The 22,773-nt window shown below is 33.6% G+C and carries 30 protein-coding genes; 10 read left to right on the plus strand and 20 right to left on the minus strand.

The window, feature by feature from the left end; all coding sequences use genetic code 11:
* Positions 1 to 71: 71 nt before the first annotated feature.
* Positions 72 to 260 carry a hypothetical protein gene (locus tag RCJ95_RS10860; RefSeq protein ID WP_016992451.1) on the minus strand — a complete coding sequence of 63 codons (189 nt, stop codon included), beginning with the start codon at positions 258 to 260 and terminating at the stop codon, positions 72 to 74.
* Positions 261 to 383: 123 nt separating this feature from the next.
* Here RCJ95_RS10860 and RCJ95_RS10865 point away from each other — a divergent pair, with 123 nt between their 5' ends.
* The 3 genes from RCJ95_RS10865 to RCJ95_RS10875 all read left to right on the plus strand — a co-directional run bounded on the left by RCJ95_RS10865 (position 384) and on the right by RCJ95_RS10875 (position 2,023).
* Complete coding sequence (locus RCJ95_RS10865) at positions 384 to 572, plus strand: YkvS family protein (protein WP_004224583.1); 189 nt, start codon at positions 384 to 386, stop codon at positions 570 to 572.
* A 79-nt stretch (positions 573 to 651) separates the two neighbouring features.
* Positions 652 to 1,269 carry a CPBP family intramembrane glutamic endopeptidase gene (locus RCJ95_RS10870; protein ID WP_221679565.1) on the plus strand — a complete coding sequence of 206 codons (618 nt, stop codon included), beginning with the start codon at positions 652 to 654 and terminating at the stop codon, positions 1,267 to 1,269.
* Positions 1,270 to 1,330: 61 nt separating this feature from the next.
* Positions 1,331 to 2,023, plus strand: coding sequence for a hypothetical protein (locus RCJ95_RS10875; protein ID WP_048391996.1), 693 nt, complete (start codon positions 1,331 to 1,333; stop codon positions 2,021 to 2,023).
* Positions 2,024 to 2,107: 84 nt separating this feature from the next.
* Here RCJ95_RS10875 and RCJ95_RS10880 read toward each other — a convergent pair whose 3' ends face one another.
* Together RCJ95_RS10880 and RCJ95_RS10885 are read right to left on the minus strand one after the other, a co-directional pair.
* Positions 2,108 to 2,554: a MarR family winged helix-turn-helix transcriptional regulator gene (locus tag RCJ95_RS10880; RefSeq protein ID WP_004224579.1), complete on the minus strand. Its 447-nt coding sequence runs from the start codon at positions 2,552 to 2,554 to the stop codon at positions 2,108 to 2,110.
* A gap of 122 nt (positions 2,555 to 2,676) precedes the next feature.
* On the minus strand, positions 2,677 to 4,044 hold the full coding sequence (locus tag RCJ95_RS10885) for an ATP-binding protein (RefSeq protein ID WP_446722262.1): 1,368 nt from the start codon (positions 4,042 to 4,044) through the stop codon (positions 2,677 to 2,679).
* Positions 4,045 to 4,355: 311 nt separating this feature from the next.
* Between RCJ95_RS10885 and RCJ95_RS10890 the strand changes: the two genes are divergently transcribed.
* The gene (locus tag RCJ95_RS10890; protein WP_221679562.1) at positions 4,356 to 6,095 is read left to right on the plus strand and encodes a B12-binding domain-containing radical SAM protein; all 1,740 of its coding nucleotides are present in this window, start codon (positions 4,356 to 4,358) and stop codon (positions 6,093 to 6,095) included.
* 644 nt (positions 6,096 to 6,739) lie between these two features.
* Positions 6,740 to 7,693 (plus strand): SHOCT domain-containing protein, encoded by a 954-nt coding sequence (locus RCJ95_RS10895; protein ID WP_312130112.1) that lies wholly within the window; start codon positions 6,740 to 6,742, stop codon positions 7,691 to 7,693.
* A 38-nt stretch (positions 7,694 to 7,731) separates the two neighbouring features.
* On the opposite strand, the gene RCJ95_RS10900 is transcribed toward RCJ95_RS10895, so the two are convergent.
* The 3 genes from RCJ95_RS10900 to RCJ95_RS10910 all read right to left on the minus strand — a co-directional run bounded on the left by RCJ95_RS10900 (position 7,732) and on the right by RCJ95_RS10910 (position 9,096).
* Complete coding sequence (locus RCJ95_RS10900) at positions 7,732 to 8,061, minus strand: hypothetical protein (RefSeq protein ID WP_446722263.1); 330 nt, start codon at positions 8,059 to 8,061, stop codon at positions 7,732 to 7,734.
* Positions 8,062 to 8,223: 162 nt separating this feature from the next.
* Entirely contained in the window at positions 8,224 to 8,832 is a 609-nt protein-coding gene (locus RCJ95_RS10905; protein WP_446722264.1) for a BRO-N domain-containing protein, read from the minus strand.
* A gap of 57 nt (positions 8,833 to 8,889) precedes the next feature.
* Positions 8,890 to 9,096 (minus strand): helix-turn-helix domain-containing protein, encoded by a 207-nt coding sequence (locus tag RCJ95_RS10910; protein ID WP_446722265.1) that lies wholly within the window; start codon positions 9,094 to 9,096, stop codon positions 8,890 to 8,892.
* 163 nt (positions 9,097 to 9,259) lie between these two features.
* On the opposite strand from RCJ95_RS10910, the gene RCJ95_RS10915 reads away from it, so the two are divergent.
* Positions 9,260 to 9,787 carry a helix-turn-helix domain-containing protein gene (locus tag RCJ95_RS10915; RefSeq protein ID WP_025114450.1) on the plus strand — a complete coding sequence of 176 codons (528 nt, stop codon included), beginning with the start codon at positions 9,260 to 9,262 and terminating at the stop codon, positions 9,785 to 9,787.
* Between the two features lie 1,043 nt (positions 9,788 to 10,830).
* Here the strand turns inward: RCJ95_RS10915 and RCJ95_RS10920 are convergent.
* Entirely contained in the window at positions 10,831 to 11,043 is a 213-nt protein-coding gene (locus RCJ95_RS10920) for a hypothetical protein (protein ID WP_446722266.1), read from the minus strand.
* A gap of 12 nt (positions 11,044 to 11,055) precedes the next feature.
* On the minus strand, positions 11,056 to 11,556 hold the full coding sequence (locus RCJ95_RS10925) for a sigma-70 family RNA polymerase sigma factor (RefSeq protein ID WP_446722267.1): 501 nt from the start codon (positions 11,554 to 11,556) through the stop codon (positions 11,056 to 11,058).
* A 159-nt stretch (positions 11,557 to 11,715) separates the two neighbouring features.
* Here RCJ95_RS10925 and RCJ95_RS10930 point away from each other — a divergent pair, with 159 nt between their 5' ends.
* From RCJ95_RS10930 to RCJ95_RS10945, 4 genes are all read left to right on the plus strand, one after another.
* Positions 11,716 to 12,318 (plus strand): DUF3238 domain-containing protein, encoded by a 603-nt coding sequence (locus RCJ95_RS10930; RefSeq protein ID WP_257522350.1) that lies wholly within the window; start codon positions 11,716 to 11,718, stop codon positions 12,316 to 12,318.
* Between the two features lie 910 nt (positions 12,319 to 13,228).
* Positions 13,229 to 13,372, plus strand: a complete 144-nt coding sequence (locus tag RCJ95_RS10935; RefSeq protein ID WP_312130126.1) for a hypothetical protein — start codon at positions 13,229 to 13,231, stop codon at positions 13,370 to 13,372.
* A gap of 234 nt (positions 13,373 to 13,606) precedes the next feature.
* Positions 13,607 to 13,810, plus strand: a complete 204-nt coding sequence (locus RCJ95_RS10940) for a hypothetical protein (protein ID WP_312130128.1) — start codon at positions 13,607 to 13,609, stop codon at positions 13,808 to 13,810.
* A gap of 13 nt (positions 13,811 to 13,823) precedes the next feature.
* Positions 13,824 to 14,222 (plus strand): hypothetical protein, encoded by a 399-nt coding sequence (locus RCJ95_RS10945; RefSeq protein ID WP_446722268.1) that lies wholly within the window; start codon positions 13,824 to 13,826, stop codon positions 14,220 to 14,222.
* Between the two features lie 83 nt (positions 14,223 to 14,305).
* On the opposite strand, the gene RCJ95_RS10950 is transcribed toward RCJ95_RS10945, so the two are convergent.
* The 12 genes from RCJ95_RS10950 to RCJ95_RS11005 form a co-directional block, all read right to left on the minus strand.
* Positions 14,306 to 15,013 carry a peptidoglycan recognition protein family protein gene (locus tag RCJ95_RS10950; protein WP_446722269.1) on the minus strand — a complete coding sequence of 236 codons (708 nt, stop codon included), beginning with the start codon at positions 15,011 to 15,013 and terminating at the stop codon, positions 14,306 to 14,308.
* Positions 15,013 to 15,273: a phage holin gene (locus tag RCJ95_RS10955; protein WP_446722270.1), complete on the minus strand. Its 261-nt coding sequence runs from the start codon at positions 15,271 to 15,273 to the stop codon at positions 15,013 to 15,015. The genes RCJ95_RS10950 and RCJ95_RS10955 overlap by 1 nt, the downstream gene beginning before the upstream one ends.
* A gap of 12 nt (positions 15,274 to 15,285) precedes the next feature.
* Positions 15,286 to 15,516, minus strand: coding sequence for a hemolysin XhlA family protein (locus RCJ95_RS10960; RefSeq protein ID WP_446722271.1), 231 nt, complete (start codon positions 15,514 to 15,516; stop codon positions 15,286 to 15,288).
* Positions 15,517 to 15,656: 140 nt separating this feature from the next.
* Positions 15,657 to 16,604, minus strand: a complete 948-nt coding sequence (locus RCJ95_RS10965) for a hypothetical protein (RefSeq protein WP_446722272.1) — start codon at positions 16,602 to 16,604, stop codon at positions 15,657 to 15,659.
* A 127-nt stretch (positions 16,605 to 16,731) separates the two neighbouring features.
* Positions 16,732 to 16,926 (minus strand): hypothetical protein, encoded by a 195-nt coding sequence (locus tag RCJ95_RS10970; protein ID WP_446722273.1) that lies wholly within the window; start codon positions 16,924 to 16,926, stop codon positions 16,732 to 16,734.
* A gap of 15 nt (positions 16,927 to 16,941) precedes the next feature.
* Entirely contained in the window at positions 16,942 to 18,756 is a 1,815-nt protein-coding gene (locus RCJ95_RS10975; protein ID WP_446722274.1) for a phage tail protein, read from the minus strand.
* 69 nt (positions 18,757 to 18,825) lie between these two features.
* Positions 18,826 to 19,080, minus strand: coding sequence for a hypothetical protein (locus RCJ95_RS10980; protein WP_446722275.1), 255 nt, complete (start codon positions 19,078 to 19,080; stop codon positions 18,826 to 18,828).
* 173 nt (positions 19,081 to 19,253) lie between these two features.
* Complete coding sequence (locus tag RCJ95_RS10985) at positions 19,254 to 19,412, minus strand: hypothetical protein (RefSeq protein ID WP_446722276.1); 159 nt, start codon at positions 19,410 to 19,412, stop codon at positions 19,254 to 19,256.
* 75 nt (positions 19,413 to 19,487) lie between these two features.
* Positions 19,488 to 19,667, minus strand: a complete 180-nt coding sequence (locus RCJ95_RS10990; protein WP_446722277.1) for a hypothetical protein — start codon at positions 19,665 to 19,667, stop codon at positions 19,488 to 19,490.
* Positions 19,664 to 19,999, minus strand: coding sequence for a hypothetical protein (locus RCJ95_RS10995; protein ID WP_446722278.1), 336 nt, complete (start codon positions 19,997 to 19,999; stop codon positions 19,664 to 19,666). The genes RCJ95_RS10990 and RCJ95_RS10995 overlap by 4 nt, the downstream gene beginning before the upstream one ends.
* Before the next feature lie 15 nt (positions 20,000 to 20,014).
* The gene (locus RCJ95_RS11000) at positions 20,015 to 21,841 is read right to left on the minus strand and encodes a hypothetical protein (RefSeq protein ID WP_446722279.1); all 1,827 of its coding nucleotides are present in this window, start codon (positions 21,839 to 21,841) and stop codon (positions 20,015 to 20,017) included.
* A gap of 11 nt (positions 21,842 to 21,852) precedes the next feature.
* Positions 21,853 to 22,773 carry a phage tail domain-containing protein gene (locus RCJ95_RS11005; protein WP_446722280.1) on the minus strand — a complete coding sequence of 307 codons (921 nt, stop codon included), beginning with the start codon at positions 22,771 to 22,773 and terminating at the stop codon, positions 21,853 to 21,855.

Here is a 22,773-nt window from a genome sequence, read left to right on the forward strand (position 1 = left end):
AATAATCATACCATTATTATACATTTATATTTCATTTCTTACAGCATTAACTTACGACAATGTTCGACAAATTAACTTCTTGGTGTTTCAGTATAAGTATAGATAATTCGCCCATTTTGCTTGGCCTCACCTCTAAAATGTTTAAATAATGGGTGTTTTACAAGTATTTCTCTAAATTCGTAAAATTCTTCCTTTTGGATTTCAATACTTTCTCTTTCCCCATTTTGTAATTGTTTAAGCATATTTTCGTATTTTTCCATGAACTTTATTCCTCTCTTTTCCTCATTTGTGTAATAAATTATGAATTATTTAAAAAAAGCTTTACGTTTACCAATTTTTCATGCAAACTGTATATTATTAGTCGATGAAGGAGCTGACTGTCTGTGAAAATAGCTGAAGTTGGAAATATTATCGAGTTTAAAAATGGTCTCCAAGGTATTGTAGAAAAGGTAAATGAAAATTCGGTGATCGTTAATTTAACATATATGGAGAATTTTGATTCCCTTGAAATTGAAGAAAAAACGGTCGTCAATCATAAACGATATAAAATCTTATATACTAATGAAGCTTAATAGTCTGAATAGTCCCTATTTGTCTTAATAGATGATAAGGGACTATTTTTTTGATAAGATTAAGGTATGGAGGTCGAATATGCTAACAAATTCGAAACAAACAATACTATTTCTCCTTTCTTTATTATTCGTTTATGGCATGCTTGCTTTTACCTTTGCTAACCAAGCTGTATTTTGGTACATGTATGCATTCACTCTACTAGTATGTATTGCCATTGCCATCTTAGCTGGATCCATTGAAGATCAATTACCTACATGGCAATTTTTACTCTTTGGTATTGGATACGGTACCATCACATATGGTATTATTCGCTTTGGTTACTGGCTCGCTCCATATATTAATAATAATCTAGTACAATCCGTTCAAAAATTTTTAGCAAGCTACGGACCACAAAATATCTGGCACTATGTTTTACTCGTATTTATCGTCGCTATAGGTGAAGAATTATTTTGGCGTGGTTATATCCAACAACAGTTAAAACGTTTTATGCGCCCACCGCTGGCTGTCTTAGTTACCGCAGTATTATGTGCTGTATCAATTGCCCTTAGCGGATTTATGCTTGGTGTCATTGCTGCATTGGTAACAAGCATTATTTGGGGCTTCTTATATGAATGGCGTAAAAGTATGCCACTTGTTATTGTAGCTCATGTCGTTTTTGTACTATTATTATTTTTAGTGTTACCTTTAACATCATAACATTAATATTTGGAAACATTTTATCTTTACTAACGTTTAATTTAGAAAAGGAGGGTTTTTTATGCAAAAAAAATTAGTTTCTATTCTTGCATTATTACTAACAGCCGTATTAGTTGTAGGTTGTAATACATCTGATAAAACAGGGGATTCAGATGCTCAGCAAAATGAGCCATCAAATACTGCTGCCGATCAAAAACCATCTGGAGATGATACAGCAGGTGAATCAAATGAGGAAGAAGAAGATACACCTGCATCAAATGATACAAATACAGAGGATGCTTCTAAACAGCCTCAACAAGATGTAAAATACGTCCAAAATGGTGTAGATAAAACAGAAAAGGCAACTGAATCTGCAAGTGTTGATCAAAGCTATAAACTACAACAACTTCCTGGATTTACACTGACACAAGAAGAGCCTGGTAAAGACATGTTAGTGTCAAATGATGATGACGAAGTGTTTATGCGTATTGAAACAATTGAAGCTTCACAATCGAGCTTTGAAGAAGTAAAAACAACTATGCAAGATTATATGAACGCAGTGGGTGAAACAGTCGCTCTAACTGCTGAGGAATTAGCAGCATTCAAAGATGTTCAAAATATCGAGGGTTATGTTGTGGACTTCGACACTGAGAAAGTAATTGGGGTTGTCCTTGAGAAAGATGGTCTCATTACAAAATTAACTATTCATGATAATGATGAACAAGATTTAACAGATGCTATGCTTAATATGGCAGCAACTATATCTAAAAAATAATAAAATGCTAAGGACGATAGACATAGTCTATCGTCCTTCTATTTGATAACAAAAAAGTTGTCTCAAATCAATGAGACAACTTTTTTAATAAGATAGGTCCTTTATAGAAAGACCAATTTTCTTCAATAACGTAATAGCTTGTTCTTTTTCTTCTGGGGATAGTACACTCATTAATTCATGCAAATGCTGTTCGTGTTTTGGGAACAGCTCTCCCATAAAAGCTTCACCTTCAGGGGTGATTTCTGCATACGTAACACGACGATCAGCAGGACAAGATACTCGTAATAAGTAACCTCTCTTCTCCAGCTTATCAATGACATACGTAATAGACCCACTGGCTAACAAAATTTTATTGCCAATTTGCTGTAATGGCTGTCTTCCTTTATGATAGAGAAGTTCTAGAACAGCAAATTCAGTTGGGTTTAAACCATTATCCTGAAATAATTGATGTGTTGTTTCATTAATTGCTTTTAGTGCACGTGATAATACAATATATAATTTTAAAGATTGTTTTAGATCTTCTGACGGCATATTCTTTTCCTCTCACTTCGCTCTTTATACATGACATTATAGCGACATTAGAAAAGCATTGTCAAAAGCAATATATGATTTAGAAGTTTTTGTTGTTTATTATGCAACCATTTTTACTTTCTTTATGTTACTAAATAAGCAGAATCTTTTGTAGATACTTCCATTGTATCCATCTGATTAAACGTGTAAATTGGAAACTGCAGATGGAAGCATGTCCCCTTCTGTAGTTCACTACTAACGCCAATTACTCCTTCATGTTCTTCAATCACCTTTTTCACGAAAGCAAGGCCCAGTCCTGTCCCTGTTGATTTTGTCGTGTAAAAAGGCTGGAATAGGTTTTGAAGTGTCGTGCTGTCCATGCCAATACCTTCATCTTTTATCATAAGTTCGACAATCGCACAGTCATTTGTTGCCATTTCGACGGTAATCGTACCACCATTATTCATGGATTCCATTGCATTTTTAATTAAATTCATCAGCACTTGCTTTAGTCGATTCTCGTTGCCGCCAATATAGACTTGATTAGAGGTTGAAATATACTGAATCATAATATTTTTCATGAGTGCATCTGGTAGCATAAACTCAATGACTTGCTTTACAATATGATCCAGTTCTAATAATTCCACTTTCATCGTTGTTGGCTTAGACAACACTAATAATTCGGATAAAATTTGTTCCATCCGTTGAAGCTCACTGTCAATAACAGAGAGATACATGCGTGATTCATCATCAGCATTTAATTTTAGTAATTCTGTAAAACCCTTTAAAGAAGTTAATGGGTTACGAATTTCATGAGCAATGCTCGCTGCCATCTGTCCCACAACGTTTAATGCCTGCTGATGCTCAACTTTATGCTGAAGTTGCTTTTTCTCTGTTTCATCATTAATAACAGTGACAATAATATTATTGTATTCATCAAAAATACTTGAAATTTCATAATAGCAAGTTCTGCTAACTTGTGTTTCATCGACTACATGAATGCTTGCATGTTTTTCACCCATTAACTTAGAAAGGTAGGTTGTAATTTGCCCTTTTTTCAATGTAAATGAATCAAATATATGCTGATGCGCTTTATGAAGAAGTTGTGAATTTTCAACTTTCAGAAACATTTCGGCATATTTATTTAGCCCAAGAATAATACCACTAGCGTCACTAACAATAACAGCATAAGGTAAGTAATCGTAGGCATTAAATGATTGCGCTCTCTCATGTGCTTGGCTAACATATAACTTATGGGCAACATCATCATTTAATGTTGAAATTTGCGCAACAATTTCCTCTGTGTTGGGATCGTAAAAACATTTAAAAGATAACATTTCGTAGTCATTTCCAACTGTGCGAATATTGAAAATTTCCTCTGAACGTAAATCATTTTGTAACTGTTTGACGAACTTAGTCCATTTAAAATTAGATGGCTCGTCCATAGCTAAATAGCCAATATAGGTTAAATTAAGATTGAAAAGATTGATAGCAGCCTCATTGACGTTCAAAATTTTCCCTGCTTTATTGAGTATAAGTGTTGGTGACGAAGTACTTTTCATAAGATTTCCAAAACATTGATTAATATCATTTTGCTTCAACTTTCTCACCGAACCTTTCAAAAGAGTAAAAAACCTCTAAAATCGAATTTTGAGCCTTTACTATACTTTATGACAGCACGATTCTATTATTACAAAATTTAGTAAATTTAAGTATTTTAAATTATTTCACGAACCGTTCACAAAATAAATAGGTAAAAAGAATTATATTGTATGTCAGATACTTGACTGATACAATAGGATGTTGAAAGGAAGATTATTGCATGAATACTATTTTAACTACTTTGAATGCAAAGTATATTCACACAAATTTAGCATTGCGCTATTTAAAAGGCGCAGCTTTACCGGAGTTTAATCCAATTATAGCAGAGTATACTATTAAAGACCCTGCTTTTAATATTGTATCAGATTTATTCCAAAAAAAACCTGATATCGTTGGATTTAGTTGCTATATCTGGAATATCGAAGAAACCATTCACGTTATCAAAATGTTAAAAACTGTCTGTCCAAATGTTAAAATTCTGCTCGGAGGACCTGAGGTTTCTTATGATTGTCACCATTGGTTACGTCGAATACCTGAGGTAGACTTCATTGTGATGGGCGAAGGAGAAACTTCATTTAAGCAATTACTGCGCTACTTCCACGGTGAAATATTGTTAGAAGATGTTCCTGGTATTTGTTATTTAGAGGACGAAAAAGTCAAGATTCACGCTATGCCACCTAAAATTGATTTGCGCGAATTACCAAGTCCTTTTCGTTTTGAGGAGGATCTACCCTATCTAGGTAAGCGAATTCAATATATTGAAACAAGCCGAGGTTGCCCATTTAGCTGCCAATTTTGTTTATCTTCTATTGAAGTTGGCGTCCGATACTTTAACCGTGAAAAAATAAAAGAGGATATTCGTTTCTTAATGGATAACGGAGCTCGAACAATTAAATTTGTGGATCGCACCTTCAACATCAGTCGTAGCTATGCAATGGAAATGTTCCAATTTTTAATTGATGAACACAAACCAGGTGTTGTATTCCAATTTGAAATCACGGCTGATATAATGCGCCCTGAAGTTATTCAATTCTTAAATGATAATGCACCAAAAGGTTTGTTCCGATTCGAAATAGGTGTTCAATCTACGAACGATTTAACAAATACTCTTGTAAAACGTCGTCAAAACTTTGAAAAATTAAAGCGAACAGTAACTATGGTGAAAGATGGCGGAAAAATAGATCAACATTTAGATTTAATTGCTGGTTTACCAGAGGAAGATTACGCTAGTTTTCGTCAAACCTTTAATGACGTTTTTGCAATGCGGCCAGAGGAATTACAGCTTGGATTTTTGAAACTTTTACGCGGCACAGGACTTCGATTAGAAGCCGAAAAGTTTGGCTATACCTATGTGGATCAATCTCCTTACGAAATCTTTTCAAATAATGTTCTAACATTTGATGATATCGTTCGCATTAAACATGCAGAGGATGTTCTTGAAAAGTATTGGAATGATCACCGCATGGATCATACGATTGAATACTTGGTTACAGAGGTCTTTGATACACCATTTGATTTCTTCCAAAACTTCGGAACATATTGGGAAACAAAAGGTTGGTCTCGTATTGGCCATCAGCTAGAGGATTTATTCCGTCGTTTATTAATGTTTTTAGAAACGGTTGATGATGTGAATTTAAACATTGTCCAGAGTTTAATGCAGCTTGATTACTTAATGGCTCAGCAGTTCCAACCACGGAAGCTGTGGTGGAATGAGCGTCCTACAGAAGAGCAACAAAAAGCCCTTTATCACGCTTTACGAGAAGATCCAGCTATCGCAGGTGAGGAATTTGCTAACTTTAAGTTAACTGAAAAAGAGTTGTTTAAGCATACCTTGATTATCCCTCATGCTCTTGACTACCAAGAGTTTGCAAATGGCAAAATTGTACAAAAAAATGGCTATCTGTTAACCTATTTCCGACATGGTCAAGCACCTTACTTTGCAACAATCTACTCTAACTAATAAGAAACGCTAGTCCTGTGATAACTATCAGGACTAGCTTTTTTTATTACTTAAACGATTCTTAAATCCTCATAGTAACAATAAATACTGCTAAATTTATTCTTTCTTCGCTACATTGTTCGGTTAGTTAAGTACTCATAGCCAGCCTTACTAATATAGGTCAAATTACTCAAACAAAGTTTGGTGGAACTTTGTAAAAAATACCCAAAAAACATTCTATCCAATCAGGAAATAAAAGTTTAAATTTTTTGAATATTTTATGACAAGATAATAATTTCTTACTTTTATATGAGGTATACGATGGAATTTTCCTTACTTAATGCCCCACATACTTTAAAAATTTAACCAATAATTACTCGCTTATTAGCGTGGGATTTGTATGTGTTTTTAGCTGCATTTGAGTTTTCTATATTAACCTATCTACTAATCTTTAATTCTTTAATAATCAGATGCGAATTTAGTATAGGGGGCAAAACAGGGGGCGTAGTCCAGAGTATATACACTTGTAATGACACCATTCGACAGATTCCCACTTAATTATCTATATATAATAGAAGAAAGTCATTATGATACTGACAACACCTACCAGTATTGATACAATTTTATTGTATTACCAACAAGCTATAAGGAAGGAGGAAATGTACTTGAATATACAAGAACAAATTAGAGATTTATTAAAGCCAGCTGGTAAACAAGTTATTTCGTTCGTTGAAGAAGATATAGATATTTTGTCAACTCATATTGAGGATGATGAACAGATAAAATCTGCAACAACAGGTTCAAAAAAATTAACGTACTTTTTATTCTTATTGACTTCCAAAAGATTGCTTACATTGGAAAAAGATAAAAAAGTAAAAACTTTTGTTTCTTATGATGTAAATGCAATTAGTAACTTAGTCGTTAACAGAAAAATATTTGCTGTAGAAGTTGATTTCACCTATTTAAAGAATGAGATTAAACTCAAACTAACTAATGATAATGCAACAAAACCTTTCGCGACTGAGCTTGAAAATATCTTTGGTATTCCAGAAAAAACAATACCTCAAAAGAAAGAAAAAGAACCTAAAGCAATCAAACTAAACATGACCATCTTGAATGGAAAAGAACAGTTAAAAGAAAGTGGTTTTAATTACGTTTTACAACAAACTAAACACGGTTATGTAGATATTGTTGTCGACTACAAAGAACCAGAAACCTTCAAGTTAATTAAATGGGAGCGTGTAGAAAATGTCCAAAAGAGCGCTTCTAGTATAGTTGGGTGGACAGTAATCGGTAGTAAATTTGGAAATGCTGGGGCTATAGCTGGTGCCATGGGAGCTAACATCGGGAAAGATAAATCAGTAGCCACACTTTTCTTGAAGCGTGAAAATGGAGAAAAAGTACCTCTAGTCATTAAATGTGATAAGAAGGATCTTGAAAAGCTTTCATTATTGATTGTTGCTGAAGAGGAAGAGACTACACAAGCAGCTGTCACTCCTCCTTCAACAACATCATCTATACCAACTGATGAATTAATAAAATTAAAAGAACTAATGGATGCTGGTATTTTAACACAAGAAGAATTTGATGCAAAGAAGAAACAGCTACTTGGAATATAGTTTTTTAGCCACTCAAAAGAGTGGCTTTTCTATATCCTTTATAAAGAACTATTCATACTTTCTTTGGTTACATCAATACCAAATGAGTTCAGCTCTCTATGTATCATTTGACTATCTTGTAAACCTTGACGGTACACATACTCTTGCATAAAACGTTCAGCTAACTCCCAAGTTGCTTCTAACTCATTTAAGAGATATTTTTGTCTATCAGTAGTTAAAGACTCGCTTAATAAATCAAATGTAATGCTTCTTTTATTTTCTGACTCAATATACTTTTCATCTTTTTTAGCTGTTTCCCAAGCTACATTAAAAATACGTTCCTCCATAATTTTGATGAAAGCTTGTTGCACAATAGTTTGATTTTGCATAATTTATCCTCCTTGGAATTGAGGACATCCACTTTTAATTACCACCGATTTTTATTATAATATTGATATTAAACCGTTTTCGGTTATAATTAATGTTGGTTTACGGGTGGATGTCACTCGGTTTGTATCACGATCTAAGTTGGCGCTTAGATTGTGATTTTTTTATTGTACATACTTCTCGTACACTTTCTTGCTGACCGACAAATCGAGGCGGAATTTTTCTTTTGCGATCATCAAGTCAACTGTATCGGCTAAGATTGGCTCGCGTTCTATTAACATTTCAGGTGTCATTTGGTTCTTTTTTAGCATTGTTTTATGCCCGTAACGACTGGATACAGCTTTGTTCGCAATTGTATTTGCTTTTATAAAGTTTACTCTTGTTGGTTCAAGTAATGATTGATGTAACTTAGCCATTGTTTCCTTTTGATGCTCTTTGTCTAACATCCTAAAAATTTGAAAACCTTCTAATCCACTCGACTGACGGAGTGTTTTAATTACTCCGAATAGCCAATCTTCAAACTCCTCTGCTTCTGGTCTTTGTGAACGAGTTATTGCTTTATAAATCCCTTGTTCAGATATAGCTGTAAACTTCTGATTCATCCCTGCCAATTTGACATGTGTAAGAAATTTACTTTTTAAGTGTCTTGTCATTGCAGCTGTACTACTGTAACAAAGAGCGTCTGATATATCTTTAGCAATCCCCCACCATTCATCTTCAATTTCCACAAAACGAATTTCATGACCTAACCATTTCTCTGTTTTAATGTCCATTAAAATCCTCCACCCACTTTGTAATTTGATTGCTCAAAATTGAGCTGTGAAATTCGTCTATACTGCCTCCTTTTCAATTTCGAATATTTCACCAATTTCGCAGTTTAAAAACTTACATAATACTAACAACGTTTGGAATTGTATCCCCTTTGCTCTTTTATAGAACAATGCGTTTAAAGTAGTTCTTGATATTCCTGTCGCTTTAGAGACATCAGTTATAGTAAGTTCTTTTTTAGCTAAAATCACCCGAAAATTGTTGCGCACAAAATCACCTCCTTTTTTAGTTTTTTTATCAAATTTGTCCAATACACTGAACAATATGATAAATTTAATATAATCTACCATTGTTTAACTGTCAACATCAAAAGTTAAAAAAACTTTAAAATTTGTTCAGACTACAATACAATAGTCAACAAGAGGTGATAAAATGATTAAATGCAATCTAGCTGTTTTATTAGCGGAGAGAAATATAAAAATTAGTGAATTATCAAAACGCACTGGAATATCTCGTACCACATTAACAGCACTAAATCAAAACCAAAGTAAAGGGATTCAGTTTGATACCTTTGATACCCTTTGTAATTATCTTAAAATAAAACCAAACGATCTTTTCGTTCAAGAACCACTTGAATACGATTTTGAAGTAATTGAAATCAATACAAGTGATACTCCAAGTATCTGCAATTACTACCTAACAATCTCAGCAGATATACAACATAAAAACGAGTTGTTAGATATGACTTTTGGATGCTCTGCTAAGCTATGGGAAGAATTTAATGAAATAAGAGAAATTTATATTAGTCCTACTTATCCTGATAAAATCCAATTCTTACTGGATTCAATTCCTGTCACATTTAAAGTTAGTATAGAACAAGAATTACTAGACGCAATTAAAGCTGCATTGGTAGTTGAACTTGATTTAGATGAAAACACATTAGAAATTTCATTAACCTAGGTGATTTTCTATAAATGTCATTTTGAAAAAATTTTTAATCACTCCTAACAATCTTTTGTTGTATCTATACAGTCTTTTGTTCGCTTCCTTAATGGAGGAATTATTTAACCAAAAAAAGCACCAAACGAAAACGTTGATTATTACTAAATAATAATCAGACGATCTCGTTGGTGCTTCCAACTGAGACATTAGCTATGAGGGTTTTCCTCACGCCTTTGTTATTTAATTAATTGTAATTAAAATAAAATTGAATCTATTTACAATTACATATTAACATAAATAACAAACCGATTACTACCATAAATTTAAATTTTTCTTAAATCAATAAAAACAAAACACCCCAAATGGAAGGTTATCTCTTGATAACCAAGCTCAAATGGGGTGTTCCCTTTTTAGATATGCGATTTAGATGTTTATATATGTATATCTTATCGCGATGTAAGCTTGGTTTCAAGTATAGTTTTTTCTTTTTTACCTTATGCCAATTTTGCATGTATAACATATATTATCAAAACAGAAAAATGGAAAATTTTTAATTTATATTCCAATAGAGTATTTTATTTGCTGCTTTTTGGTGTTTAATATGGTGTTCAATTGTTTAAAAATATTTAAACATGTTTATTAATTGTTGAGTGAAACTCTTTAACAACTGGAAAAACCAAAGATATGTCAAGTTTTTTTATTTTTACTTTCTAACTGTTTGGGTATTTATATAAGCAACAACCCCTCTGAAAATTACTCTTAATCTATTGCCTGCATATCCATTACTGTGCATCCATCCATTTTTCCTCTATTAAGTCTTTACGTGAATACATATATTAAATTCTTCTTTATTTTTAAGTACTTACATGAACTATTTTTCAGCTTTATCCCTTCCTTTCGTTTTCCATCTAAAACCACAAAAAACACCTCAAAGACTCTGGCTATATATTTATAGCCAGTAGATCCTCAAGGTGTTCTCGTAGGTCGTAATTTAATTAATAGAATTATAATTCTTCTCTCGGAAAAACACAATATGTTTTTGTAAAGTTGTTATTAGTATATCAGCTAACTTTTTCACCATACTCCACTAAACTTATTAATTTAGAAAAGCTCGGCAAATTCTTAAATTTAATCTTTTTCATTGAAGTTATAATTAACAAATTTAACTCTTGTTCTAAATCTTCTCTATTACCAATGGACGTTTGATACAATAGTTTCTTGATTTTCGGTTGCATTAGCTCGATTACTTCTAACGGATCTATTTTATTTCCCATAGGTGAAACTCCTTACTTAGTAATATTTAGTCTAATTTCATCAATAGCTTTATTTTTTGCCTTATTTACTGCTTGCTGAGATATATTCAGTACGCTGGCAATTTCAGCTTCGGTCATTTCTCTAACAAAGTGTAGGTATAAAATTTGTTTTTGTCTGTCTTTAAGATTAGTTATGGATTCACTAATATCTTTATCTTCAACATAGTTTGCAATATTGTCTGGCTCATGCACATTGTAACTATCTCTGTATATGACATCCTCATTTCTTTCCAACAATTCCTCTTCAAAACATTTGTATCTTCTAATTCCCTGGTCATACTTTTGTGCAGCGAAATGAAGTGCTTTTGAAAAATATGAAACAAGAACTATTTTTGAATAAAATTTTTCAAATTCATTATCTAAAACACACAACTTCTTTTTATCAAAACTAACTTTATATTCCTCATACAATTTTTTATTCTGTTCAATAGTTAAGAAACTATTCAGTATTGATTTTAAATATAATTCTCCCAAGATAACCCTCCTAAAAAGAACGTACGTTCTTAATATAAAGTGGATTTTCCCGAGGAAATAACAACCTATTTTTTATATTTTTTGGTTGTTTTTTCAATTAAAAAATAACCTATCCAATATGTAAGATTCATATTTTACAAAAATATTGGAGGTTATATTATGGCAAAATTAGAATTACGATTACGAACTTTTCTCCCTTTCGATTACGCTCCACATCCATTAAATAGTAATCAACGATTTCATGGCGATGGTAAAGACCGCTTAGGTGGCGAATGGCATTCAAGTAAATATCGAACATCACAAAGTTTTATGATTGACACTTCTAAGGCGAATTATATTACTAGTGCAACTTCAAATACTGGTGTAACGATATTAGAAGAATTACAGAATGGTAAATGGGTAAAAATCAAATCAAAACAACAATCTACGGATACAATTAAGTATGCTACTGAAGTTATTGACGACATTTTGTACATTAACTGTAAATGTGCTTCTAACAATCCGTTAGTTACTGGCTCTCCTGATATTGATTATCAATTTACACTTAAAGTAACTCGTACTGGTAGTGTTCGTATTAAAGGCTATCATGATGGTTTCCCTGGATACGAATTTATGCGTAATATCTATAGCATGAATAAAGGTCCTGAAACAATCTATGTACACAAACCAAAAAGCTTAGATGAAATTAATAAATTATTCCCTCCTATGGACATTGGTTTAGTAGATGTTGGTCGACCATACGATAGCTGGGTTAATAATTAAAAAAAGACCGTTTTCACGGTCTTTTTTTAAACACTAATTTTTCAGTTCATTTAAGTTTTTGTAGATCTTTACTGGTTCTTCCTAAAATTTTTTAATAAATAATCAATAATAACAAATATAGTGATATAAATGCTCCCTATTGAAAAAGTTAAATAGAAAGTATCTTTGAAAAGATCGAAATTAAATAAACTATATAGTAGTGCAAATATTAATGTACATATTAAATGTTTAATATACATAAGAAAAGGATTTTTATTTTTACTGTATTTTTCAAGAAGAATTGATACCACTATAGCTATTAACATAGCTGGTGCTGTAAATGCTGTACCATAAACGCCGTATGATAGGTGATATGTATATTGAATAAATAATGGTATGATAAATATTCCTATAATTATAGTAATAATAGCTGAAATAATTTTATTTTTTAACATCTTTTCACAACCCTTGTTTTTTTCTTAACATCATTGAATAAGACAAAAATAATTCAAAAAATTTTATTAATCATTTCCACCCCTCACTTTACATTAAAACATAATACTACATATTTTGGTAATTTTATTTATCAATTTATTTGTTGTAAAGACATTAAATTGTTTCATTACTTCCTCAAAATAATTAAATACACCAAAATATCCCCTCTTATTTGTTTTACCCGAAAATAACCAATTAAAAACTAAAAATTTTTATATAGATTGGTACCTGATTGAGAATACTCTCGTCTAGCTACCATCGGATTACTTCGGTTAATGTGTTTTTCATTTTCCTCAAAATCAAATTCATCTTGATTGGGGTACTATGGTTCTTTATTTTTAGTAGATGCTTTATTTTAAGGAAAATAAATGTAAATAACGGTTGACTCTAAATACTAGTACTAGTATAATTAAAGTATAGAAAGGAGGTGAACAAAGTGGATTATGATAAGGTTTTAGCTTATCTAGTAGCAGTCGCTACAGTAATTAATTTGCTGACAGGCTCAGCAAAAAACATTAGCGATATGAAGAATAAGCCAAAACAAAAGCGACGCCCCTCTCGCAAAGGTAAACGTCGCTAAAAGCTTACAGAAGGAGGTTAGCGCCTCCTTCCCTATAATCTTATCACATCCATTGTATTATGAAAAATATCGGATATGTAGCTGCTTTTGCATTCGCTATTTACGCTTTGATTAATATGGTGAATTGGAAACAACCAGGCTTCTTCGATGTATCTATGATTGTCATTTACTCACTTTGTTTGATCTTAGTGATATTAAATGTCATAGTATATTTCAAAAAAAGGAAGGGTTAAAATGGAGAAAAATTCGCAGACTGAAGCTAATAAACGTTGGCAAGAGAAGAATAAAGAACGTTCAAAGTACATTAGCGCACGATCAAGAGCTCGTAGTTTTATTAAAAACCATGCGTTAGAGGAAGATTTGGATGAATTTATGGAATTAATTTTAGAACGTAAACAAGTATTATTAGAAATGAAAATAGACCAAGACGGCATGTAAAGGAGTTACTATGTTGGAATACGAATGCTATTCATTTAGTCGTTTATTTTTAAATAGCAATCTTGAATTCTTTTTTATTCTAGGAGTAAATAATTCAGATAATTTCGACGGATTATGGGATGGAAGAAATATAGAAGTAATAGGATATGCTGTGATTTATATAGATTCGGAAACAAATGAACAAAGAAATTTCATATATTTAATTGATTATCATAATAAAAAACACGACATTGCAATTAAGTACACAAAGAAATTTATAGAACAAATGTCTTTATCTGACAAACTATCTGATAGAGAAAATTTTAAAATTATAAACACTGGAGTGTATAGCAGAGTGGTTTCAGAACCATACAAAGATTTTATAAAGGCTGTTGTGAAAAATGAAATACCAGAGTTTATTTTAGACTTGTAAATTGAAAACCGAGTGACAATTTTTGTCTACTCGGTTTTTTCTTTATTGTGCATTAAGTAAACTATATTTATCTACTGACTGGTTTACATACGCTGCTTGATAATAATTTTTAACCCCTCGTAGTCACCACTAGTCAATTTACCTGCATCAAATTTATCAAGGTGTGATCTATCAATAAGCTTTTTATCAACCGCCTGTTTAAGGTAGTCCCGTACAGCAGCTTTAGTTGTCTCATTTGTAAATTTCATTATGTCATCATCCTTTTCAATTAAATCATTTTTGTCATTCATTGCTTCTTCAATTCGTTTCAAAAAACTATTCCAACGTTCTTCTGCCAATATTCGATGTGGACAATATTTGCCATTCCAGTCCTGATGTTTCTTCACTCGCTCAATGCCCCAACCAAATTGCTTTAGTAACTTCGCTATATACTGAATGGCATTTTCTTCTGCAACTCCATAACGAACACCTCCACTTTTGCTGAAGCAAATTTCGATACCAATAGAAAGGCGATTACCTTTCTTTAAGGCGTTAGGGTCAGTACTTCCTCCACCATCCCCACAATGCCAAGCGTTACGTGTAAATGGAATAGCTTGAATAACCTCTTTATCATCTATAGCAACATGATAAGATACTTGATTATTGTTATTAATCATATATTCAATTTCCTTTGCTGCATTAGCATCATTGGCTGTGTTGTGTACTGTGATATATTGAGGCACCATTATGTATGGTGCCTTAATTGAATATTTGCTTGCTGGTAGAAATATTTGTTTGAAAGTGTAAGCCATTATTCATCATCCTTTGGTTTTTCATATTTTAATGCTTGTTCACTATCACTGACATCGCTAGTGGTTGGATCAATGACAATACCTAACAAAATCAAAATGCTTAAAATGGTATTAAAAATAGCAGTGACTTGTTCGCCAACTGCTTCAGGTAAATTGTATCCAAATGCGGCTGTTACTTGCTGAATTAGTAATAACAAAAATGCGAAAAGTGATACTAAAAATGGTTTGTGTTTTAAACGTACTTTCCAGTTGATTTTCATTTGTACTTCCTCCTATAATATTTTATTTGCTGCAAAAATTATTCCGATTGCTCCAGCAATGACACCAGTAACAATCCCACCAATAATAAGACGCACAATCCAAGTTGTATTTGATTTAATTGCAGTTAAATCATCTTTCATATCCTTTATGTTATTTTCTGCAATAGAAATTCTAACCTCATGATCATTTACTTTTTCTTTCAACATATTGTGTTCTGAAACACTTACATAAGAACTTTCCATACCATCACCAATCCTTTGCCCTAAAATAAAAAGCCATGAGAAGCATCGAGATTCAGTACAGTGTACCGTTGCCCATCTCGATTGCTCTCATAGCAAATAATAAAAGCCTTCCCTATAAAATATGGAAGGCATAAGAAATATCATTTATTCTCTTCATCAATATCTTTAATTAATTTTGATAATACTTTTAACTCTTCAAAACTAAATTCACTTTTTTCTTTAGTTTGATAAGTTTTTAACGAATTAGATACTATTTCGAATAACTTTTCTACATCTACCCCCTTATTTGATTCATTATATAGGATTTTTCTAATAGTATTTCTCCAAAACCCGAGTTCTTTACTATAATCATTCAATCTAGCTCGCAACAAAATCTGTCTTTTCATTGAATTGTTTTTGGTTTTAGTTAATTCGTTTTTAACTTCATCAATTTGTGCTTGTGTTCTCTCAATTTCAATTTTCAATTGTTCTGAGATTTCATCTGCATTTTTAACCTTTTCAGTCATAACTTCAAATGATTGGTCTCTTTCTTTTTTATAATTAGCTAATCTATCATCACTTTTTTTATTTAAATAATAGGCAGATATGCCTTGAAATACTGCATAAATTGTCGCTACTAAGAGAGCTCTCTTTATTTGATTTTTTAGGGGATCTACTGTTATAGAATCATATAAAATGTCAACTTTCCCACCATTTGCATAGATATTTATTTCATCCTTCGACAACTTTTTGTCAGTAATAATAAATAAATTAATAACTTGTCCTTTAGATATTTGTTTTATTTCTAATTTAGTTGTATTTGATGTTGAAATACTGTCATTTGAAATTTTTATATCTACTGGCTGACTTGCTTTTATTTGATTCTTGGTAATTTGAGACTCAATTACTATTTCAACATCTTTAAGTAAATTTCCATATGTCTCTATATCTATCGGGACTATATACTTATTATTCTCGATAACAGTAGAAGTTCCTACACTAATAATAGAATTAAAACCAAAAAAATAACTAAACAATAAAGAAAGTAAAAAAGTACCTATTCCTAATGCAGCTGCTGGGATGACTGTATCCATTATTTTTTTATCCAAAAAATCCTCACTCCAAATTTAAATATTTAAAGTGTTATATTCGACAAATTATTTTATAAAACCTTTAATTTCATTACTTTAGAATTATTATTTTTACAATTAATATAGATTTAATAAAACGCTAAGCCTATGCTTGCGTTTCTGTTTGTGTAGCCGATACTGGCAACACACTAATTATAATGTGTTTATTAATGATAGCTCCCCCGATATTTACGAAGTTAATCTTTTGATCATTTAATGTTGCAGTAAATGTTGCTACGTCAAACTCTGCATTTGTTAAGTTAATCGCATGTCCGTTGTTTAGTTGTACTTGATAATTCATAATATCATTCTCCTTTTATGTTAGTGCTACAGAACCTTTTGTTGAACCGTCAACTTGCACATATAATCTTCCGTTTGAGTAAGAGATACCAATCCCCGACGAATTAGCTCTTGCGACTCCTCGAACAGTTGCGTATGAAAAATCTACAGTTCCATTAAAATCTGTAATGCCACCGCCTGTTCCGATTGTTATATCTGCAGAACTTAAATTGATTTCTTGAGCGTTTAATTCTAAGCCATAACCAGAGCTGTTGATACGGTTTGAATTATTGAATACTAGTGACTTAAAACCACCACTTTTACCTAAATACAAATTGTTTCCTACTGTAGCATCAGTGCTAATATCAATTGTGGCACCTTCAATCCTTCCAGCATAAATCGTCCCTAAGTTACCACTGATATCTGAAAGAACACTTACAGCACCAACCAAGTTAATCTTAGAAGCCTGGATAGTGACTGACGTTGATGTTTGGTTAATCAGGGATGCTATTGTATTACCGTTGTAATCCGTTTGAGAGACTTTACTACTGATTTGACCAGCTTGTTGGACAATAGAACTCTCGGCTGTCCCTAACCTTGAATCGACATTAGATACCCTCGTTGATATTTGACCAACCTCAATAGACAATGACGAAACTTGTGTTTGAGTACTATCAGCTTTACGTTCAACCCTTGTAACCTCTGCTGTTATGCTGTCGGCTCGGATATTAAGTTGAGCAACCTCGTTAGTAATACGATTGTTAACGCTTAAATTAATGTTGTCAGCTTTTATATCAATAGCAGCTATGCTTTTATCAATACGTTCCACTTCTAAGCGAATATTAGAGTCCGTTTGTGTAAAGGATGACCGATATTCCTTTATGGACTCTTTTAAAATTTCTTGTGTTTCAGTTAATTCGTCCGATAACGTTTGAGGAATGGCATTACCAATAACCACGGCCACTGTCTTAAATTCATCAGTCTCTTCATCAATAACTTGAGTGACCTCTAATATACGAGTCTGCATTTCATAATCCCAAGGCTCGTAAATTAGCCAAATACGTTCCCCGAGCTGTTTATCTAACAACTCGATTGAATCCAACTCGATAGATATTTCTGGCTGATCTTTTAACGACTTTCGAGCCTTGTCCATCAAATTTTCTGAATCTGAAAATCGTTCATCGCTCATATCATCGGCATCACGAATACCCCATTTAGCAGCCTGCGGTGACGTGTATCGGACAACAAGGTTATCTTTTCCCTTTGCACTAATTCGAGTCCTTAAGTTGTCAGTATTAACCGATTTAGACAGTTCAACGATGTTGTCACCGTATTGGTATACGAAGTCGTTATCTGGGCCAAGCATTTTACTAAAATGAATGTTGCTGTTTGATGTGATCTCATACTCACATTCAAAAGCTTCACAAATTTGATTCACTAATTTAACGATATTGTCGTTACCAAAAGCCTCTATAAAGCCATCTTCGTTAAAATCACTTGTAAAGGTCCAATTTGTATCTCGTAAAGCGAAAGTGGCAAATTCATTAAAGGTTTTATGCCCTCCATTTGTTCCTTCTTGCCTACGCCAGATGTTGTCGAAGAAGATGTGTTGTGCAAGGACTGATTTCACATTTCCTCTAGATTTCCGTTGTAGTTGCTTTATCCTAAACTGAAAGCCACCAGCCTCGATAATACTTTCCTCTGCGATCAGTTGAAATGAATGAGGATTATCACGCTCACTTGCATCCAAGGTCAGTTCAAATACACCATCGATGTTTTTTCTTACTACTGGCTTTCCTCTACATACCAAAGCCTCCGTTAAAGTACCTTCGTAGTTAGTGATTGATAGCATCGCATCACCTTCTTTCGCAATAAAAATACGCTACTCGGTGTGAGTAGCGCTTACTGAACAATATGGAACCTAGATTCTCTTTTTATTTTTAATTATCCAATCCTCAAATAAGATGTGGTTAAATACCAAACCTGCATCCCGATTATCTGAAAAATCTTGGCCTTGATCATCAGTACCACTTACAACTACAGTGTAGCCAGATTCATCATCTGAACTTTTACTAAATGCTACTTGGAACTCTTTTTCAGTATAATATGACTCTTCTTTTAAGCCTTTAGACATAACGCAAGTTAATTCATAACCTAGTAAATCATTGACATTCATGATATCACCTCACTTTGTAAAACATATATCTCAATTATAATCAGAATATCTCATATATACCAATTATTCCCCCGTTTAATGTAAAACTATTTGTTAATTTATATAGTCTAAGGTGTTTTATGTTCACCAATCAAGTAATTCATTCAAAAATAAAAAACTAACATATGCTGCGTTTATACACCCTCAGTATTTGCTAGGATATAATCCTCAACAGCAACACGGTAATCCTCATTTGTAATATCATCAATCACATAAACAGTATTTGTCTTTGGATTAAGACCACCATACATGATACGCTCTGCTGCTATTCTTACAACAATTTGATTAATCATTATAAAATCCCTCCCTCACTCGCATCTGTTTTTAGTAAAAGAATATCTTCTTGTATATTGAGCAATTTGGAACGATTATTCACTTGCTAGAACAGTAATTTCACGTTCAGCTATTTCTAGTTCAACATAAGGTTGTAATTCTTCAGGTTTAACATCTTCAACTGTTCGTACTTCGCCCATGACGCTTGTAGCATAAGCTTTAACCAATCGCTTTTGTACTAATGTCAATCCCTCAAGATGTTTTTCTTCTGTCATTGTACAACCTCCACTTCTTTAAGCATGGTTAATATCTTAATTTCTAGTTCCGCATTGGCGATTTCATTAGAAGAAGGTTTTAATGATTCTAGCAATTGAAGTGTTTCACGTTCTGATTTTTCCTCTAATGTTTCACCTTCAATCCAGGTAGAACCATTCCACTTAGGTCTTATGATCCCCAATTCTGGTGGCACGAAGTCCAGAACGAAGTTATCTGGCAATTCGTTTCCGTTATAATGAATATCTGCTCCAATTATGAACCCATTGTGATCTATGACATAAGCATACTTGGCGTCATTCATTTCTTGATTTGTTTTCTCACCTACTAGCATGTTATTTCACCTTCCTTATGATGATTTCTCGGCGGCAAATGCGACGTTAAATACTAAATAATCTCCGCTCACTACCTGTGACATGTGTTCTGATGCTAATAACATATTACTTCCGTTGCAGTTTCCATTTAGATAAATATAAGAACTTCCTCGTTGCCTTTGAATACTGAATGTAAAATCGCTATAGGGCCTAAATCCGTTTGGCAGTAAATATATTGTGTTACTGTGTAGCGAGCCAGATACCTGCACCCAAGCCTCTGCCGTAACGATGTGACCCAGCCGCCTAACCCTGCAACGGTCTGCTCCGAATGGTGCTGTGAATGGTGATGATACAGGACAAGTAACGAATCCAGAATCAATGTTTCCAAGATCTACCCTCACCCACGGCGACCAATTTCCGCCTTGATGATCAGAAGTCCTTTTATATAACCCACCATACTGTGGCATAATTTTTGCCCCAACAGCATGCGCTAATTGTTGAATGTAATTTTGACCAGTCATCGGACCCTCTGGTCTTAAACTAGTGACTTGAATCAACCATTTATTGTTGTCCTGTTTAGACGGGAAGTTTTGTGGGTTTTCAGATGGTCCGTAGTTGTCAAACGCAAAGTAGAAACCTTGCCTCGTAAGATTGTTTAAGTTATATTCTTGTGTCTTCCAAGGGTCTCCAAAATTACTCCATACTTTAACTCGGTCACCATCTGTTAAGGGAAAAGCTGGGTCAATAACACTTGCTACACCCGTTTCAGAATCAACATTAATCGTCACATCATCAGGCTTGATATGTCCCAATTTTTCTGTAGTCGCTATTTGTGCCGAATGTTCAGTAACTTCCGTTTTGGTGTCACTGACAGTTTGCTTGATATTTGCTATTTCTTGATTAACTTCTGTGAGATCGGCATCTTGTCCAGGAAGGCCTTGTTCACCTTGTGGGCCTTGAGGACCTGTATCACCTTTAGGACCTTTAATGGTACCAACATTGGTCCAGTCATTTGTTGTATCTGACCAAACATATAGGTCGCCATTAATTAAGTAGGCAGCCCCTGGCTCACCAATTGGAGGCAGCGAGCTTTCATCTGGCAAAGTACCTAAAATTCTTACCCCAGTACCCTGCTCACCTTTCTCTCCCTTTTGAACAAACAGCGCCCAATCAGCATTAGACAGGACAGGAAATGAAGGTGGCTTAACACCTTTATTGTCACGTAAGGCCATATAACCGTTACCTTCTAAAGTAACAAAGTTGTTCTTTTTGTACTGTGTTTCGTTGTTCCACTCTTTTAAATTTACTAACCCTTCTACGTTTGGTAAGACTACGTTTATTGCATTTGTAGCTGTTTGAGCTGCTTGTGTCGCTTGATTTGCATTACCTGTTGCTGTACTCGCATCTTGAGTAGCTTGTACAACATCAACCTTTAACTGCGACAAGTTAGAAGCCTCTAGATTGGCGTTATCTGCTGCCTCTTGAGCGAGTACAGCTTTTTCGTTAGCGTAATTAGCTTTCTCTTCTGCAAGCAAAGCACTAGCATTCGCTAATTCTGTTGCTGCTGTAGCTAATGCTGTAGCTACTTCCGTTGCTGTTTTAGCTGTTCTAGCCTCTTGTGCGGCTGTTAATGCTTGTTGAATGGAATCGTTTAGACGCTCTAGTAATTCCCCGATATTTTCACCAGTCAGCATGTCAATTTGTTGTTGCAGGTTATTAATTTTTTCAAGCATTTCGTCTCTCAAGTTATCGGTCAAACCATTGGCTTCACCTATTAAGGCTTCTAACAGCCTGAAATTATAGTTCAAATCGTTTCGGTATCCTTTATCAAAAGAAACACCGATTTCACGCATACGTGCCATTGTAGCCCTCCTCACTTGTAATAAAATTTGAATTTAAACGATAGTAGAAACTGAGTTGCACCACTAATTTGAATGGTGTTCCAGCCAGGATTCAATACCAAGACTTTACGGTTTGTATCTTTGAAAATACTGCTACCGTTTTTAGTAAATCGAGTAGGTGTTTCAAGCTTAATAACATCATTAGTGCCACTTGAACCGTTGTATTGCCATTGCGTACCGTTCGTTGCGTTTCTAATGCTTAGGTTAGTGCTAGCTCCACGAAACTCAATCTCAAAGAGCATTTCTCGCAAGTTAGTTTTTAGTGGCACATCACCAGCGTTGTAAACCTGAAAAGAGGTTTGGTTTTGGAATACATATTTTAAGGTTGATGGATCCACAGCAATTAACCCCTGTCCTGTTTGCCATATCTCCTTATCAAAAGTCCGTTCATCTAATGTGGTACCAGAGGACTCAGCATAAGGTAGTTGATATGTCTCAAACTCAACATCAACCTTCCCTAGCAACCCTCTTTGTTCTACCTCATTCATATTGGTACGAATCACTTTGTATCGTTTACCTTTAAGTATTTCGATATTAGTTGGTAGTTGAGGATTCTCGCCCCATGTTTGCCCTGGTAATTCAAACTCATAAGTACTAGTTTTATAGGTCGGTCGTCCTTCGTAGATATAAAAAGGCTCCAAGTCGCTAAAAATTGAAAACAATTTGTCGCGTCTTAGAGCAAAATCTAATTCATCTGAAGCTATATACATAATTGATAGGATGATAACCCTTGTTCCATGATTTACTGATTCTCGTACTATCCCTGGTCGTCCATCTACATCAACACTTGATGCTTTTTGTTCGATAGGTCTGATTAATAAATCCTGTGTGATATAGCCCTCTTTGACAAGGGAAAGTGTAGCCCCTGTACTGTATTCGATTAATGTATCCAT

The organism is Lysinibacillus sp. BSL11 (assembly GCF_052928325.1).

Bases quoted from the DNA above. Each gene is read 5' to 3' on its own strand.
- RCJ95_RS10900 (WP_446722263.1), bottom strand. From the start codon at position 8,061: ATGCAAAATCAAACTATTGTGCAACAAGCTTTCATCAAAATTATGGAG.
- RCJ95_RS11005 (WP_446722280.1), bottom strand. From the start codon at position 22,773: ATGGATACATTAATCGAATACAGTACAGGGGCTACACTTTCCCTTGTC.
- RCJ95_RS10970 (WP_446722273.1), bottom strand. From the start codon at position 16,926: ATGAATTATCAAGTACAACTAAACAACGGACATGCGATTAACTTAACA.
- RCJ95_RS10860 (WP_016992451.1), bottom strand. From the start codon at position 260: ATGGAAAAATACGAAAATATGCTTAAACAATTACAAAATGGGGAAAGA.
- RCJ95_RS10890 (WP_221679562.1), top strand. From the start codon at position 4,356: ATGAATACTATTTTAACTACTTTGAATGCAAAGTATATTCACACAAAT.
- RCJ95_RS10905 (WP_446722264.1), bottom strand. From the start codon at position 8,832: ATGGACATTAAAACAGAGAAATGGTTAGGTCATGAAATTCGTTTTGTG.
- RCJ95_RS10960 (WP_446722271.1), bottom strand. From the start codon at position 15,516: ATGGAAAGTTCTTATGTAAGTGTTTCAGAACACAATATGTTGAAAGAA.
- RCJ95_RS11000 (WP_446722279.1), bottom strand. From the start codon at position 21,841: ATGGCACGTATGCGTGAAATCGGTGTTTCTTTTGATAAAGGATACCGA.
- RCJ95_RS10880 (WP_004224579.1), bottom strand. From the start codon at position 2,554: ATGCCGTCAGAAGATCTAAAACAATCTTTAAAATTATATATTGTATTA.
- RCJ95_RS10990 (WP_446722277.1), bottom strand. From the start codon at position 19,667: ATGACAGAAGAAAAACATCTTGAGGGATTGACATTAGTACAAAAGCGA.
- RCJ95_RS10975 (WP_446722274.1), bottom strand. From the start codon at position 18,756: ATGCTATCAATCACTAACTACGAAGGTACTTTAACGGAGGCTTTGGTA.
- RCJ95_RS10920 (WP_446722266.1), bottom strand. From the start codon at position 11,043: ATGGGAAATAAAATAGATCCGTTAGAAGTAATCGAGCTAATGCAACCG.
- RCJ95_RS10940 (WP_312130128.1), top strand. From the start codon at position 13,607: ATGGAGAAAAATTCGCAGACTGAAGCTAATAAACGTTGGCAAGAGAAG.
- RCJ95_RS10985 (WP_446722276.1), bottom strand. From the start codon at position 19,412: ATGATTAATCAAATTGTTGTAAGAATAGCAGCAGAGCGTATCATGTAT.
- RCJ95_RS10930 (WP_257522350.1), top strand. From the start codon at position 11,716: ATGGCAAAATTAGAATTACGATTACGAACTTTTCTCCCTTTCGATTAC.
- RCJ95_RS10915 (WP_025114450.1), top strand. From the start codon at position 9,260: ATGATTAAATGCAATCTAGCTGTTTTATTAGCGGAGAGAAATATAAAA.
- RCJ95_RS10950 (WP_446722269.1), bottom strand. From the start codon at position 15,013: ATGGCTTACACTTTCAAACAAATATTTCTACCAGCAAGCAAATATTCA.
- RCJ95_RS10870 (WP_221679565.1), top strand. From the start codon at position 652: ATGCTAACAAATTCGAAACAAACAATACTATTTCTCCTTTCTTTATTA.
- RCJ95_RS10955 (WP_446722270.1), bottom strand. From the start codon at position 15,273: ATGAAAATCAACTGGAAAGTACGTTTAAAACACAAACCATTTTTAGTA.
- RCJ95_RS10980 (WP_446722275.1), bottom strand. From the start codon at position 19,080: ATGAATGTCAATGATTTACTAGGTTATGAATTAACTTGCGTTATGTCT.
- RCJ95_RS10995 (WP_446722278.1), bottom strand. From the start codon at position 19,999: ATGCTAGTAGGTGAGAAAACAAATCAAGAAATGAATGACGCCAAGTAT.
- RCJ95_RS10875 (WP_048391996.1), top strand. From the start codon at position 1,331: ATGCAAAAAAAATTAGTTTCTATTCTTGCATTATTACTAACAGCCGTA.